General features: G+C 65.3%; 12 protein-coding genes. 6 read left to right on the top strand and 6 right to left on the bottom strand.

The genetic code is table 11. From position 1 onward, the window contains the following. Nucleotides 1-23 precede the first annotated feature (23 nt). Nucleotides 24-374, top strand: coding sequence for a 50S ribosomal protein L19 (rplS, locus tag PI990_RS25640; protein WP_043240180.1), 351 nt, complete (start codon nt 24-26; stop codon nt 372-374). 88 nt (nt 375-462) lie between these two features. On the opposite strand, the gene PI990_RS25635 is transcribed toward rplS, so the two are convergent. Beyond that, a complete protein-coding gene (locus PI990_RS25635) occupies nt 463-4092 on the bottom strand; it encodes a transporter substrate-binding domain-containing protein (protein WP_271658873.1) in 3630 nt (1209 codons plus the stop codon). A gap of 442 nt (nt 4093-4534) precedes the next feature. Between PI990_RS25635 and PI990_RS25630 the strand changes: the two genes are divergently transcribed. After that, complete coding sequence (locus tag PI990_RS25630; RefSeq protein WP_021217094.1) at nt 4535-4960, top strand: acyl-CoA thioesterase; 426 nt, start codon at nt 4535-4537, stop codon at nt 4958-4960. Between the two features lie 19 nt (nt 4961-4979). Here the strand turns inward: PI990_RS25630 and PI990_RS25625 are convergent, their stop codons facing one another. Next, nucleotides 4980-5654 (bottom strand): hypothetical protein, encoded by a 675-nt coding sequence (locus tag PI990_RS25625; RefSeq protein WP_184487534.1) that lies wholly within the window; start codon nt 5652-5654, stop codon nt 4980-4982. Nucleotides 5655-5758: 104 nt separating this feature from the next. After that, nucleotides 5759-7588 (bottom strand): cation:proton antiporter, encoded by a 1830-nt coding sequence (locus PI990_RS25620; RefSeq protein WP_184487535.1) that lies wholly within the window; start codon nt 7586-7588, stop codon nt 5759-5761. Between the two features lie 76 nt (nt 7589-7664). Between PI990_RS25620 and xerD the strand changes: the two genes are divergently transcribed. The 4 genes from xerD to thrC all read left to right on the top strand — a co-directional run bounded on the left by xerD (nt 7665) and on the right by thrC (nt 12360). Further along, complete coding sequence (gene xerD / locus PI990_RS25615) at nt 7665-8561, top strand: site-specific tyrosine recombinase XerD (protein WP_271658872.1); 897 nt, start codon at nt 7665-7667, stop codon at nt 8559-8561. Between the two features lie 142 nt (nt 8562-8703). Continuing rightward, nucleotides 8704-9432, top strand: a complete 729-nt coding sequence (locus PI990_RS25610) for a disulfide isomerase DsbC N-terminal domain-containing protein (protein ID WP_021217090.1) — start codon at nt 8704-8706, stop codon at nt 9430-9432. A 120-nt stretch (nt 9433-9552) separates the two neighbouring features. Further along, the gene (locus tag PI990_RS25605; protein ID WP_184487538.1) at nt 9553-10857 is read left to right on the top strand and encodes a homoserine dehydrogenase; all 1305 of its coding nucleotides are present in this window, start codon (nt 9553-9555) and stop codon (nt 10855-10857) included. 93 nt (nt 10858-10950) lie between these two features. Continuing rightward, nucleotides 10951-12360: a threonine synthase gene (gene thrC, locus PI990_RS25600; protein WP_184487539.1), complete on the top strand. Its 1410-nt coding sequence runs from the start codon at nt 10951-10953 to the stop codon at nt 12358-12360. A gap of 66 nt (nt 12361-12426) precedes the next feature. On the opposite strand, the gene PI990_RS25595 is transcribed toward thrC, so the two are convergent. From PI990_RS25595 to PI990_RS25585, 3 genes are all read right to left on the bottom strand, one after another. Continuing rightward, nucleotides 12427-12720, bottom strand: a complete 294-nt coding sequence (locus tag PI990_RS25595; RefSeq protein ID WP_271658871.1) for a hypothetical protein — start codon at nt 12718-12720, stop codon at nt 12427-12429. 144 nt (nt 12721-12864) lie between these two features. Next, a complete protein-coding gene (locus PI990_RS25590; protein WP_271658870.1) occupies nt 12865-13491 on the bottom strand; it encodes a hypothetical protein in 627 nt (208 codons plus the stop codon). A 188-nt stretch (nt 13492-13679) separates the two neighbouring features. Beyond that, a complete protein-coding gene (locus PI990_RS25585) occupies nt 13680-14303 on the bottom strand; it encodes a hypothetical protein (protein ID WP_271658869.1) in 624 nt (207 codons plus the stop codon). Nucleotides 14304-14335: the final 32 nt, after the last annotated feature.

The following is a 14335-nucleotide window of genomic DNA, read 5'->3' as shown; positions in this document are numbered from 1 at the left end:
TGGCTTGTCTTAGGAGCGCAGCGATGACCAACAAGATCATTCAGCAAATCGAAGCTGAACAAATGAACAAAGAGATCCCGGCTTTCGCCCCCGGCGACACCGTGATCGTGCAAGTGAAAGTAAAGGAAGGCGACCGTCAGCGTCTGCAGGCCTTCGAAGGTGTTGTCATCGCCAAGCGTAACCGCGGCCTGAACAGCGCTTTCACCGTTCGCAAGATCTCCAACGGCGTAGGCGTAGAGCGTACCTTCCAGACCTACTCCCCGCTGGTTGACAGCCTGAGCGTCAAGCGCCGCGGTGACGTGCGCAAGGCCAAGCTGTACTACCTCCGCGACCTGTCCGGCAAGGCAGCTCGCATCAAGGAGAAGCTGGTCTAAGGACTGCTTCCCTCAAAAGCCCGCCCCGGGAAACCGCGGCGGGCTTTTTATTGGGCCGAAGAAAGCGCTGCCGGTTGCGCCGGCGAAATCAGGCCGTGCTCATCTCGCCCAGCAGGCTGTGTTCCAGGCGCTCCAGTTCCGCCCGCAGCGCGGCGACTTCGGCGAGCAGTTCGTCTTCGCTGCCTTCTGCCTCGCAGAGTGCTTCAAGGGATTCGCAGCAGGCGATGAGCGGGCCGGCATGGACGATCTTCGCGGCGCCCTTGATCTTGTGCGCCACCTCGGCGATTGCCTGCCTGTCGCCGTCGTCGAGAAAGCCCTGCATCAACGCCATGTCGTTACGGTTGCTGTCCAGCAGGGTATCCAGCAGGCGCATGCGCAGCGCCGGGTCGCGTCCAGCCAACCGCTCGAATTCCTTCAGGTTGCAGGCGGCGGGCATGTGCGCGGTCAAGGCGGCCCGTGGCGCGATGCCGACCAACTGGGCCGCCAGTTCCCCGAGGCTGATCGGCTTGAACAGGCAGGCGTCCATGCCCGCCTGGCGGCAGCGTTCGTGCTCCTCGTTCTGTGCGTTGGCGGTGTAGCCGATGAAGCGACAGGGTGTCAGTGCGTCGCGGCGCTCGAGATTGCGAACGGCCCGGGCGAGGTCGTAGCCATTCATGATCGGCATGTTGCAGTCGCTGATCACCAGGTCGAATTGCTGCCGTTGCCATAGCTCGAGGCCGCTGGCGCCGTTATGGGCCTCGTTGACCCGATGACCGAGGAAGATCAGCTGCTGCTTGAGCAGTTCGCGGTTGGCCGGGTGGTCGTCCACCACCAGTACGTCGAGGCTCTGCTGGGGCGCGGCGATCTGCGCAACCGGGCTCGCTTCCTTGCGTGGCAGCGGGTCGAGTATCTGCAGCGCCAGTTCCACGGTCACGCAGGTGCCGTGGCCGGGTCGGCTGGTCATCTCGATGCTGCCACCCATCATTTCGCACAGGGTTCGGCTGATGACCAGGCCCAGGCCGGTGCCGCCGATGGTGTTGTTGGGCTGCTGCTGGCCTTGGCTGAAGGGCTGGAACAGTCGCTCCAGGTCCTCGGGCTCGATGCCCTGGCCGCTGTCCTCCACGAGCAGCGTCAGCTCCAGGCGCTTGTTCGCGATTGCCTGGGCGGCAACCTTGAGAGTCACCCGACCGCGTTCGGTGAACTTGATGGCATTGCTGACGAGGTTGGACAGCACCTGCTTGAAGCGCAATGGGTCCAGCAGTACGTCGACGCCTGCCTTGGGGTCGAACTCCAGCCTCAGGGCCAGGCTCTTTTGCCGCGCCAGCCCGTCGAATACCCGCACCACCGCCTCGACCTCTTCGCGGAGGTTGCAGCGCACGGGGCTCAGGTTGATGCGCCCGGACTCGATGCGGGCGATGTCGAGGATGTTGCCGATCAGCTCCAGCAGGTTGTTCGCCGAGTCGTGGGCGATTTCGATGGCCTGGCGGTCGAAGTGGTCCTGGTCGGCGCGCTGCAGGGCCAGTTCGAGCATGCCGATCACCGCGTTCATCGGCGTGCGGATCTCATGGCTCATGGTGGCGAGGAAGGTGCTTTTGGCGCGGCTGGCCTCATCGGCGCGCTCCTTGGCTTCCTGCAGGTCGGCCACCAGGCGCAGGCGTTCGGTGATATCGATCCAGCCACCGACCACGCCCCTGATGATCCCCCGGGAATCACGGAACGGCTCGATCCAGTGATAGATGCTGAAGGGCTCCCCCTTTTGGCTCAGGTGGTGGTCGGCCTGCATGCCCTGGCCGCTTTCCATCACCGCGTGGTAGTCCTCCAGCATCTGCGGTGAACAGCTGTCGTCACCGAAGAGCCCGTCCAGAGGCGGTGCGCCGATGGCTTGCTCCCGTTCGATGGAGAGCGCCTCCAGGTAATTGTCGTTGCACAGCAGCAGATGGTTGTCCCGGTCGCGCACATAGATGGGGTGGGGCGTGCCGTTGATCAGCGTCTCCATCAACTGCAACTGATCGTTCAATGCCCGCTCGGCGCTGGCGCGCAGTTTCATCTGGCGTCGCAGGTAGGCGTTCCAGATCAGCGACACGCTGAGCAGCAGGCCCACCACGCCACTCACCTGGTAGATGAGCCTTTCATAATCGCGCCAGGCGGGCTTGGCCACCTCCACCGTGGAGCGCCAACGCTGGTTGACCAGCACCGCCAGCTCATCCGGCGGAATGTTGACCAGGGTTTTGTCGAGCACCGACAGCAGCTCCAGGTCGCCACGGCGCAGGGCGAATACCGTGGACTCCAGTTGCTGGGGCACCACATCGGATATCCACAGGCGCTCGTCGAAGAAGCGCTGGACCAGGTGCTCGGCGACCGTGCCGGGGAGGATCGCCGCATCGGCGCCCCCATCCGCCGTGATGGTCAGTGCCTCGTGCATCGAGTCGTACTCCAGGGGCACGAGGCGGGGATAGCTGGCCAGCAACCATTTCACCAGCTGCGGGGTGCGGGGTAGCGCGACGCGTTTGCCATTCAGGGATTCCAGGTCCACCGAGCGGGTATCGCTGCGGCGGGTGACGATCACCAGCCCGGCGTTCATATAGGGGCGGGTGTAGGCCAGGTCATCGGTGGTGCTGGCCGCCGGATTGAACGCCCCGATCAGGTCGGCCTCACCGGCCTTCAGCTTCTCCACCATCTCCTCCTGGCTGGAGGTGCGGATGATCTCGAAGCGCAGCCCCGTGCGCATGCGCACCTGATCGAGGACGTCGGCAGTGATGCCGTGGTAGTTGCCGTCGCTGTCGAAGAAGCTCACCGGCGACAGGTTGCCGAAGGTCGCGATGCGCAGCACCGGATGCAACAGCAGCCAGCGCTGCTCCTGCTGGGTGAACACCAGGTTGGACTCGGACAGCAGCGGGCCGTTGCCGCCGCTCCAGCGCTTGAGCAGCTGCCCCTGGCGCTCCGGCGGGATGCTGGCCAGTGCGGCGTTGATCACCTTCAGCAACTCGGGCTGGTCGTTACGCATGGCGAAGCCGAAGCCGCTGCTGGGCATCTTGCTGTAGCCGGCCAGGCGCAGGCGGCCGGCCTGGCTCTGGTTGAGGAGGTAGTTGGCCATCACCAGGTCACCCAGGTAGAGGTCGGCACGGCCCAGGGCCACGGCGCGCAGGGCCGAGCGCGGGTCGGGTTCGGTGCTGACCCGTGCCAGGGGATAGTGCGCGCGGATCTTCTCCAGGGGCTGGTAGTCGGCCGGCATCACCAGGTGCATGCCGTTGAGGCCGGGCGACAGAGGGCGGCGCTCGTCATCGCGACTGACCAGCACCGGCTGGTCCGGCGCGTAGGTGTCGCTGAGCAGCAGTTGGCGATTGGCCGTCTCGTAGGTGTTGGAGGCGCTGAGCAGGTCGATGCGGCCATCCACCAGCGCCAGCAGGGCCTCTTCCCGGTTGCGGAAGCGCAGCACCTTGATGTCGATGCCGAGCTTGTCGGCTATCACGCCGGCGACGTCGGCGGTGAGGCCTTCGAAGTCGCGACCGCTGCTGGTGATGTCGAAGGGCGGCAGGTCCGCGCCTATGCCCAGGCGCAGCTCGCGCTTGTCCCGCAGCCAGCGCCAGTCCTGCAGCTCCAGGGTGGCCTTGGCATCGGTGGGCAATGGGCGGCTGAGCAGTGGCAACTGCTCGTCAGCGGATAGGGGGGGCGCGAGCAGGGTCAGGAGGAAGCCGGCCAGGGCGCCCAGCAAGGGGCGGGCGAGTGGCGATCTGTGCATGGGGCTTTCCTTTTGCCGGATCCACGAGGGCCGCCGAGGGCGAACGGCAGCGGCGGTAGCGGAAAATAGCTCATTCCGAATCGCACAAAATCACCCTCAGGAGGGCTTAGGAAGCGTCTGTCGTGTGATGGTGGCGAGGGCTTACACAGAGTGCTCCTGGCGCCGAGGAACACGCCCGGCGGGCCGGAGTCGTCCCGTGCGGCGATCCTGGGGGTGGCAGCCGGATGGCGTTGCGTCGGGCCTGCTGGCCAAGGGTGCTGCCGGGTGCACCGGGCTGTGGAATAATCGCGCCGCCGCAGGGCCAGGTCCCTGGGCAACTCCCGTGAAGGTGCTGCGATCGGCGGCCAGCGGGAGCCGTTCTGCCCGTTCGCAAGCGCACAACAACGACAACAGACGTCGCACGAGTGGCAGCCACATTGGGTTGTATTCAGGTAGTAGTGGCATGACCCCGAGAGAGCAAGAGATCGCCCGGCGCACCGCCTTGTCCGAAAGCCGCGTGACCAAGGCGGTATTCCCGCCGACCACCAACCATCACAACACCCTGTTCGGCGGCACTGCGCTGGCCTGGATGGACGAGGTGTCCTTCATCTGCGCCACGCGCTTCTGCCGACTGCCGCTGGTGACCGTTTCCACCGACCGCATCGACTTCAAGCACCCCATTCCCGCCGGCTCCATCGTCGAGCTGGTCGGTCGCGTGGTGAAGGTGGGCAACACCAGCCTCAAGGTCGAGGTGGAGGTGTTCGTCGAAAGCATGTACGAGAACGGCCGCGAGAAGGCCATCACCGGGGTGTTCAGCTTCGTCGCCATCGACGAGGAGAAGCGCCCGGTGCCGGTGTTGCCGGAATCGGCCATCGAACAGGCGGCCTGATCCGGCTCGCAGGAGTGGGTCAGTGGCGCAGGGCGATCTTCAGCGAGGCCTGGGACAGGTCGATGTTGCTCAGGGTCAGGCTGCCGAAGCTCTGGTTCTGTGGCGCGCCGGCGACGCGAACATTGTCGAAGCGCAGCTCGCCGATGGAGCTGGGCAGGCGCACGTTGATCGAACCATCGGGATTGATGGTCGAGCGCATGTGGCTGGTGTCGTAGACCACGTCCTTCATCGAGGTCTCGGCCTCCAGGCTGTCCAGCACCGGCATCACCAGGCGGCTCAGTGCCTTGACGGTGCCGATGCCATCGCCGGCTTCGGCCTGGACGAACAGGCCTTGCAGCACCTCGTCCAGCCCCTGGGCGCTGACATCGCTCATTTCCGCATCGCTCAACGGGCGCAGGCCCTTGGGCGTGTGTTGCTGGGACATCGCGCTGGGGGTCTGCTGGATGTCCGCGCTGGCCATCTGGAAGGGGCTCATCAGGGCCGCGATCAGGGTGGCGGCCAGGCGCAGGTTGTTCTGCTTCTTCAGGGCGCGGTCGAGTTGCCGGCGGCTCAACAAGCCTTGTTCGATCAGCACCTCGCCGAGGCGCTTGTCGCAGGTCAACTGGAGTTTGATGGCGGCGTCCAGCTGCTGGCTGGTGATCAATCCCTTGTTGACCAGGATCTGGCCAAGACGTGATTTCTGCTGATTCGACATGGTGCTCGACCGGATTGGAGTGGTGGCAAGGTGAAATCATCCTCTCGTAGGAAGAGGCTGTCACCCAACAAAGGATAGGCTTACATGACCATTTGTCCGTGTGCTTAGGAAGCCTTTTTATCCACAGGCCCGAAGGCCCCGGCTTCTTCCTCGATCAATGCCACCAGGCTCCAGCCCGCTTCCGGTTTCAGGGGCACTTCCGTGCTCGCCAGGTGTACCCAGCCGCGTGGGTCGCGGGCCAGCAGCAGGATGGCGCGCTCGCCATGCAGGGCCTGGTAGGCGGCGTAGTCGAAGGTGGCGGTGAGGGTGGTGGTGCGCACCTCCGCACCCCGAGCGAGCTTGCCGGCGAACTGTGGATAACTGAGCGCCGGGCTGCCCAGGGGCCTCCCGCGCACGTGATCGCTGGCGCGGTGCTTGTCGGTGCGCCGGCTTTCCGCACCGCTGGGCAGGGTGAAGCGGCGCAGCGCCGCGAAGTCGTGGCGGAAGCGCATGCAGGCCAGGGCGTTCATTTCGCTGGAAGGGGAGAGCGCCAGCAGGTGGCCGAGCCCCACCAGGTCGAGGTGCGCATCGGCGTGCTGCGAGGTGGGGTTGCCGAAGTAGGTGGGCAGGTTGTCCATCCGCGCGGCGCGGATGTTTTCCCAGCTCGAGTCGGTGAGCAGCACGCGGCTGCCCAGGTGCTGCAGCGCCTTGCCGATCTCCCGTGCCACCGGGTTGGCGCCGATGATCAGGAAGCCCGCCGGGGCCGGCTCGGCCACCTTCAGCAGGCGTGCCAGCGGGCGCGCGGTGGCGCTCTGCAGCACCACGGTGCCGATGATCACCAGGAAGGTCAGCGGCACCAGCAGGTGCGCCTGTTCATTGCCGTGCTGCTGCAGGCGCAGGGCGAAGATCGCCGATACCGCTGCGGCGACTATTCCCCGTGGTGCGATCCAGGCCAGCAGCGCGCGCTCGCGCCAGCCCAGCGGCGAGCCGAGGGTGCAGAGACCGACATTCAATGGCCGGGCGATGAACTGGATCACCGCCAGCAGCGCCAGCGTCGCCGGCCCCAGGGCGATCAGCGCGGCCAGGTCGAGGCGCGCCGCGAGGAGGATGAACAGCCCGGAAATCAGCAGCACGCTGAGGTTTTCCTTGAAGTGCAGGATCGGCTTGATATCCACCCCGCGCATATTGGCCAGGCCCATGCCCATCACAGTCACCGCCAGCAGGCCGGATTCGTGCACCAGCAGGTTGGCGCCGATGAACACGCCCAGCACCGCGGCCAGGGCCGCCAGGTTCTGCAGGTACTCGGGCAGCCAGTGGCGCCGCAGCACCGTGCCGAAGGCCCAGCCGCCGAAGGCGCCGAGCAGGCAGCCGCAGGCGATCACACTGGCGAAGGTCGCCAGGCTCTGGCTCCAGCCGCCCTGGTCGCGGCTGACGATGAAGCTGAACACCACCACCGCCAGCAGCGCGCCGATGGGGTCGATGACGATGCCTTCCCAGCGCAGGATGTTGGCGATGGAGCTGCGCGGGCGCACCACGCGGAGCATCGGCACGATCACCGTGGGGCCGGTGACCAGGGTCAGCGAGCCGAACAGCAGCGCCAGGTCCCAGGCGAAACCCAGCAGCAGGTGCGTTGCCAGCGCGATCACCGCCCAGGTCACCAGCGCGCCCAGGGTCACCATGCGGCGCACCACGGTGCCGATTTCCTTCCACTCGGAAAGGTGCAGCGTCAGGCTGCCTTCGAAGAGGATCAGCGCCACCGCCAGGGAGGTGAGGGGGAACAGTAGCGGGCCGAACAGCGCCTGCGGGTCCAGCACCCCCAGCACCGGCCCGGCGAGAATGCCCGAGAGCAGCAGGAAGAGAATGGCTGGCAGGCGCAGGCGCCAGGCCAGCCATTGGCTGCCGAGGGCGGCCAGGCCGATGCCGCCGAGGGCGAGGAGGATTGCGGTTTCGTCCATCAGGACTCCTTGTCGCTGGTGAAGGTCGGGGCGCTTGTGGAAGACTAGACGCCGTTCATCCCGCCAGCGTTCCGTCATGCCTGCCCTCGACCACCCCCTGATCGACCGTTACCTCGACGCCCTGTGGCTGGAGAAGGGTCTTTCGCCCCACACCCGCTCCGCCTACCGCAGCGACCTGGCGCATTTCAACGCCTGGGCGGTGGAGCGCGGCGCGAGCCTGCAGCACGCCGGCCGCGACCTGATCCTCGACCACCTCGCCTGGCGCCTGGAGCAGGGCTACAAGGCCCGCTCCACAGCGCGCTTCCTCTCCGGGGCGCGGGGCTTCTACCGCTTCCTGCTGGGCGAGGGGCTGATCATCGAAGACCCCACCCTGCAGGTAGACCTGCCGCTGCTCGGGCGCCCGCTGCCCAAGTCGCTGTCCGAGGCGGACGTCGAAGCCCTGCTCGACGCCCCCGAACTGGACGACCCCATCGGCCTGCGTGACCGCGCCATGCTCGAAGTGCTCTACGCCTGCGGCCTGCGGGTCAGCGAGCTGGTGGGCCTGACCCTGGAACAGGTCAACCTGCGCCAGGGCGTAGTCAAGGTCTTCGGCAAGGGCAGCAAGGAGCGCCTGGTGCCGCTCGGCGAAGAAGCCATCGCCTGGATCGAGCGCTACGTCCGCGAGTCGCGGCCCTTCCTGCTCGACGGCAAGCCCAGCGACGTGCTGTTCCCCAGCCAGCGCGGCGAACAGATGACCCGGCAGACCTTCTGGTACCGCATCAAGCACCAGGCCAAGGTCGCCGGCATCGCCAAGTCGCTGTCGCCCCACACCCTGCGCCACGCCTTCGCCACCCACCTGCTCAACCACGGTGCCGACCTGCGGGTGGTGCAGATGCTGCTGGGGCATGCCGACCTCTCCACCACGCAGATCTACACCCACATCGCCCAGGCCCGCCTCAAGGACCTGCACGCCCGCCACCACCCGCGCGGCTGAGCCGGAAGCAGGCCATCGCCCGCGCCCTGCATGCACCGGATATCCCCGCCGCACCTCCGTTCGGCTCCATGGCGCGGTGCTTCGGGGCTTCTGTGATAATCTTCGGCATCCGCCCGAATGTCCCCGCTCCACAGGAGTAACCATGCGTGTGACCCGTCTTTTCGCAGCCATGGCCCTTGGCCTGGTCAGCACCTTCAGCCTTGCCGACGATCCGGACCAGGCCATCCGCAAGACCCTCAGCGGCCTTGAACTGGGCCTGCCCATCGAGTCCATCGGCGAAAGCCCCATGAGCGGCATCTACCAGGTGCAGCTCAAGGGCGGTCGCATGCTCTACACCAGCGCCGACGGCCAGTACCTGATGCAGGGCTACCTCTACCACGTGAAGGACGGCAAGCCGGTGAACCTCACCGAGCAGTCCGAGAGCCGCTCCATCGCCAAGGAGATCAACGCCATCCCCGAAAGCGAGATGGTGGTCTTCGCACCCAAGGAGCCGGCCAAGGCGCACATCACCGTGTTCACCGACACCGATTGCGGCTACTGCCAGAAACTGCACAGCGAAGTGCCCGAGCTCAACCGTCGCGGCATCGAAGTGCGCTACGTCGCCTTCCCGCGCCAGGGCCTCGGCAGCCACGGCTACAACAGCCTGGTCAGCGTCTGGTGCAGCAAGGACCGCCAGGCGGCGATGAACAAGGCCAAGTCCCGCGAAGAGCTCCCCTCGGCCACCTGCGATAACCCGGTGGCCAAGCAGTTCGAGCTGGGCCAGCTGATCGGCGTCAACGGCACGCCGGCCATCGTCCTCGGCAACGGCCAGATGATCCCGGGCTACCAGCCTGCCCCGCAACTGGCCAAGATCGCCCTGGAAGCCAAGTAACACGGGCTCTGCGCGTATCACATCGATTGACCAAAAATCAGCCGCTTCGTAAAGTGCGGCTCTTTTCCACGGCCGGGACCATGCCCGGCCGTTTTTCGCAGTGAAGATGGGGAGTTCAGCGTGAAGCCGGTAAAAGTAGGCATCTGTGGCCTGGGGACCGTCGGTGGCGGCACCTTCAACGTACTCAAACGCAACGCCGAGGAGATTGCCCGCCGCGCCGGGCGTGGAATCGAAGTTGCCCAGATCGCTGCTCGTCGCCCCAACCCGAAGTGTGAAACCGGTACCACCCCCATTACCGCCGACATCTTCGCCCTGGCCGACAACCCGGAAATCGACATCGTCATCGAGCTGATCGGGGGCTACACCCTGGCCCGCGACCTGGTGCTCAAGGCCATCGACAACGGCAAGCACGTGGTCACCGCCAACAAGGCGCTGATCGCCGTGCACGGCAACGAAATCTTCGCCAAGGCCCGCGAGAAGGGCGTCATCGTCGCCTTCGAAGCTGCCGTCGCCGGTGGCATCCCGGTGATCAAGGCGATCCGCGAAGGCCTGTCCGCCAACCGCATCAACTGGCTGGCCGGCATCATCAACGGCACCGGCAACTTCATCCTCACCGAGATGCGCGAAAAAGGCCGTGCCTTCGACGACGTGCTCAAGGAAGCGCAAGCCCTGGGCTACGCCGAAGCCGACCCGACCTTCGACGTCGAAGGCATCGATGCCGCGCACAAGCTGACCATCCTCGCTTCCATCGCCTTCGGCATCCCACTGCAGTTCGACAAGGCCTACACCGAAGGCATTTCGAAACTCACCAGCGCCGACGTCAACTACGCCGAGGCCCTGGGCTACCGCATCAAGCACCTGGGCGTGGCCCGCCGTACCGACAAGGGCATCGAGCTGCGCGTGCACCCGACCCTGATCCCGGCCGACCGCCTGATCGCCAACGTCAACGGCGTGATGAACGCCGTGATGGTCAATGGCGACGCCGCCGGCAGCACCCTCTACTACGGCCCCGGCGCCGGCATGGAGCCCACCGCTTCCGCCGTGGTCGCCGACGTGGTGGACGTAGTCCGCGCGCTGACCGCCGACCCGGAGAACCACGTACCGCACCTGGCCTTCCAGCCGGATTCGCTGTCCGACCACCCGATCCTCCCGATCGACGCCTGCGAGAGCGCGTACTACCTGCGCATCCAGGCCAAGGACCACCCGGGCGTACTGGCCCAGGTGGCCACCATCCTGTCCGAGCGCGGCATCAACATCGAATCCATCATGCAGAAGGAAGTCGAAGAGCAGGACGGACTGGTGCCGATGATCCTGGTTACCCACCGGGTCGTCGAAGCGCGCGTTAACGACGCCATCGCCGCACTGGAAGCCCTCGACGACGTGGTCGGCAGCGTGGTCCGCATCCGCGTCGAACAGCTCAATTAATCAGGAGCCGGAAGCCGGAAGCCGGAAGCTGGAAGCCGCACTGCTTCAAGCTTCAAGCTTCAAGCTTCAAGCTCGAACCGAAGGTTTGAAGAAATGCGCTATATCAGTACCCGCGGCCAGGCCCCGGCCCTGAACTTCGAAGACGTGCTGCTGGCTGGCCTGGCCAGCGACGGCGGCCTCTACGTACCGGAAAACCTGCCGCGCTTCACCCAGGAAGAGATCGCCTCCTGGGCCGGCCTGCCTTACCACGAGCTGGCCTTCCGCGTGATGCGCCCGTTCGTTGCCGGCAGCATCGCCGATGCCGATTTCAAGAAGATCCTCGAAGAGACCTACGGTGTCTTCGCCCACAACGCCGTGGCGCCGCTGCGCCAGCTGAACGGCAACGAGTGGGTGCTGGAGCTGTTCCACGGCCCGACCCTGGCCTTCAAGGATTTCGCCCTGCAGCTGCTGGGCCGCCTGCTCGATCACGTGCTGTCCAAGCGCGGCGAGCGCGTGGTGATCATGGGCGCCACCTCCGGTGACACCGGTTCGGCCGCCATCGAAGGCTGCAAGGCCTGCGAGCACGTCGACATCTTCATCATGCACCCGCACAACCGTGTGTCCGAGGTGCAACGCCGGCAGATGACCACCATCCTCGGCGAGAACATCCACAACATCGCCGTGGAAGGCAACTTCGACGACTGCCAGGAGATGGTCAAGGCCAGCTTCGCCGACCAGGGCTTCCTCAAGGGCACCCGCCTGGTCGCGGTCAACTCGATCAACTGGGCGCGGATCATGGCCCAGATCGTCTACTACTTCCACGCCGCCCTGCAGCTGGGTGGCCCGGCCCGTTCCGTGGCCTTCTCGGTGCCCACCGGCAACTTCGGCGACATCTTCGCCGGCTACCTGGCGCGCAACATGGGCCTGCCGATCAGCCAGCTGATCGTCGCCACCAACCGCAACGACATCCTGCACCGCTTCATGAGCGGCAACCGCTACGTCAAGGACACCCTGCACCCGACCCTGTCGCCGTCGATGGACATCATGGTCTCGTCCAACTTCGAGCGCCTGCTGTTCGACCTGCACGGCCGCAACGGCGCCGCCATCGCCGGCCTGATGGACACCTTCAAGCAGGGCGGCGGCTTCAGCGTCGAGGACGACCGCTGGACCGAAGCGCGCAAGCTGTTCGACTCCCTGGCCGTCAACGACGAGCAGACCTGCGAGACCATCACCGAGGTCTACAAGGAATGCGGCGAGCTGCTGGACCCGCACACCGCCATCGGCGTACGCGCCGCCCGCGAATGCCGCCGCAGCCTGTCCACCCCCATGGTCACCCTCGGCACCGCGCACCCGGTCAAGTTCCCGGAAGCGGTGGAGAAGGCCGGCATCGACGCGGTCCCGGCGCTGCCGCCGCACCTCGCCGACCTGTTCCAGCGCGAAGAACGCTGCACCGTCCTGGCCAACGACCTGAAGACCATCCAGGCCTTCGTCGCCGCCCACGGCAACCGCGGCAAGCCGCTCTAAGCTGAGCGGCAATGAAAAGCCCCTGGCGAGTGATCGCCAGGGGCTTTTTCGTTTCTCCCGCCCGGGTCAGTCCTCCGACCTGTCCCGCTTCGTCAGCGGCGTTGCCTCGTAGAGCGGAAAACTTCGCGCCCAACCGTCCAGCTTGAAAGGCGTGGAGTCTTTGCTGGGCTCGTAGTCGAGGTAGGGACTGTTGGCGTTGAAGTCGATGAATGTGGGCGGCTCCGAGAAGGGCGGTGAGCACCAGACCGGGTTCAGGAGGGGGGTACCGGTGATTTTTTTGAATGTGACGAGTGTGTATTGCGTACTCTTCACCAGCTTGAGGTCCTGGTCATCGATAGTGATCGTGACTTTGTCGTTCATATCCCTTCTCCATCGGGCCCGCGAACCGGGTGAACGCTGATCATGTGCCAGGAGCGGCCCGGTTGCCGGTTGATGGCCGTTCATAGATGCAACCGGAAGGCGGGAAGCCCCGCGATCGCTCGCCGGGCTCCTTGCCAGACGGCTTCAGCTGGCGCTGAAGTCGAAGCTCCACAAACCGCCCGGGCGGCTCAGGTTCACGTCCACCTCGGTGGCGGTGATGGGCGCCACGTACTGGGTCATGTCCGAGAAGTTCTGCACGATGTAGGTCTGCCCCGCCAGCGGTGGGGAGGCCACCATGAAGTAGAAGTGCCCCGGCATCATCTCGAAGCTCACCGTCATGTTCAGGTCCACCTTGGGCATGCTCACCACCGGGTGGCCGCCGACATACCAGTTGCACGTGAACTGGATGAAGGGGTTGGTCTGGTTGATCACGCCGCACTGCTGCGGGGTGAGCTTTTCCTGCGCCAGCGATGTGGGGGCCGGTTGCAGGCGCGGAGACAGCCCCGCCGGGCTGACCGCCTGCAGCAGCTGGCCGGGCTGGACGGCCACGCGTGCGGAGATGATCTGTTCATCCGGGGCATTGCCCGTGCTGGAGAGATCGGTCTCGATCCGGTCCTCGTAGCTGAACCGCTCCGTAGCCCCCGCCGAACCAGTCAGTACCCGCCAGGCATGGATGTCGTAGTCGCGCTGCGGATTCTGCGGCTTGAGGAAGACCAGAACGGTTTTCCCCTCCATGTCCTCCACATCGAAATGCACGTTGAAAACCATCATGGGTCCCTGTCTCCTTGGTTCCGTCATAGCCCCGGCACGTGCCGGAGCAGGCGTTGATGATGGATCAGGAACAGCCACTTTGCCGATTAATTGTGAGCGTCGTAGCCCAGGCTTCAGCCCGGTAGCCCGCTGAAGGAAAAGCCCCCGGCGATCGCTCGCCGGGGACTCTTGCATACGGGGGGCGAGCTTCAGCTTGCGTTGAAGTCGAAATTCCATAGGCCGTTCGGGTGGCTCAGGGTCACGTTCACTTCGGTGGCGGTGATGGGCGCCACGTACTGGGTCATGTCCGAGAAGTTCTGCACGATATAGGTCTGCCCCACCAAGGGCGGATTGGCCACCATGAAATAAAAGTTGGGCAGGTACTCGAAGCTCACGGTCATGTTCGTGTCCACATTGGGCATGGTCACCACCGGGCGGTCGTTGACGTACCAGTTGCTGTCGAACTGGATGTAGGGATTGGTCTGGTTGATCACGCCGCACTGCTGCGGGGTGAGCTTTGCTTCGGCCAACGAGCGGGATGCTGGTTCCAGATACGGCAACATGCTGCTCGAGCACACGGCCTTCAGCAGGTTACCGGGCTCGATGGCTTTGCGCTCGGAAACGATCAGGCTGCCTGCCTTCCCACCATGGCTGGAAACATCGGTCGCGATCACCGCCTCGTATTGGAACGCCTCAGTCGACCCGGCCGAGCCGGTGAGTACCTGCCAGGCGTGGATGCGGTAGTCGCGCTGCGGGTTCTGTGGCTTAAGGAAGACCAGCACGGTCTTGCCCTCCATATCCGCTACATCGAAATGCACGTTGAAAATGGTCATGGTCCCTGTCTCCTTGGTTCCTTCGTAGCCCC

It is taken from the genome of Pseudomonas sp. TUM22785 (assembly GCF_028198105.1).
Taxonomy (GTDB): domain Bacteria; phylum Pseudomonadota; class Gammaproteobacteria; order Pseudomonadales; family Pseudomonadaceae; genus Metapseudomonas; species Metapseudomonas solani.
The sequence above is the reverse complement of the archived record's forward strand: the minus strand, read 5'-3'. Positions and strand labels throughout refer to the sequence as shown.

Coding starts and splice junctions, on each gene's coding strand:
- xerD (WP_271658872.1), top strand. CDS start 7,665: ATGCCTGCCCTCGACCACCCCCTGATCGACCGTTACCTCGACGCCCTG.
- rplS (WP_043240180.1), top strand. CDS start 24: ATGACCAACAAGATCATTCAGCAAATCGAAGCTGAACAAATGAACAAA.
- PI990_RS25590 (WP_271658870.1), bottom strand. CDS start 13,491: ATGATGGTTTTCAACGTGCATTTCGATGTGGAGGACATGGAGGGGAAA.
- PI990_RS25635 (WP_271658873.1), bottom strand. CDS start 4,092: ATGCACAGATCGCCACTCGCCCGCCCCTTGCTGGGCGCCCTGGCCGGC.
- thrC (WP_184487539.1), top strand. CDS start 10,951: ATGCGCTATATCAGTACCCGCGGCCAGGCCCCGGCCCTGAACTTCGAA.
- PI990_RS25610 (WP_021217090.1), top strand. CDS start 8,704: ATGCGTGTGACCCGTCTTTTCGCAGCCATGGCCCTTGGCCTGGTCAGC.
- PI990_RS25625 (WP_184487534.1), bottom strand. CDS start 5,654: ATGTCGAATCAGCAGAAATCACGTCTTGGCCAGATCCTGGTCAACAAG.
- PI990_RS25585 (WP_271658869.1), bottom strand. CDS start 14,303: ATGACCATTTTCAACGTGCATTTCGATGTAGCGGATATGGAGGGCAAG.
- PI990_RS25620 (WP_184487535.1), bottom strand. CDS start 7,588: ATGGACGAAACCGCAATCCTCCTCGCCCTCGGCGGCATCGGCCTGGCC.
- PI990_RS25630 (WP_021217094.1), top strand. CDS start 4,535: ATGACCCCGAGAGAGCAAGAGATCGCCCGGCGCACCGCCTTGTCCGAA.
- PI990_RS25595 (WP_271658871.1), bottom strand. CDS start 12,720: ATGAACGACAAAGTCACGATCACTATCGATGACCAGGACCTCAAGCTG.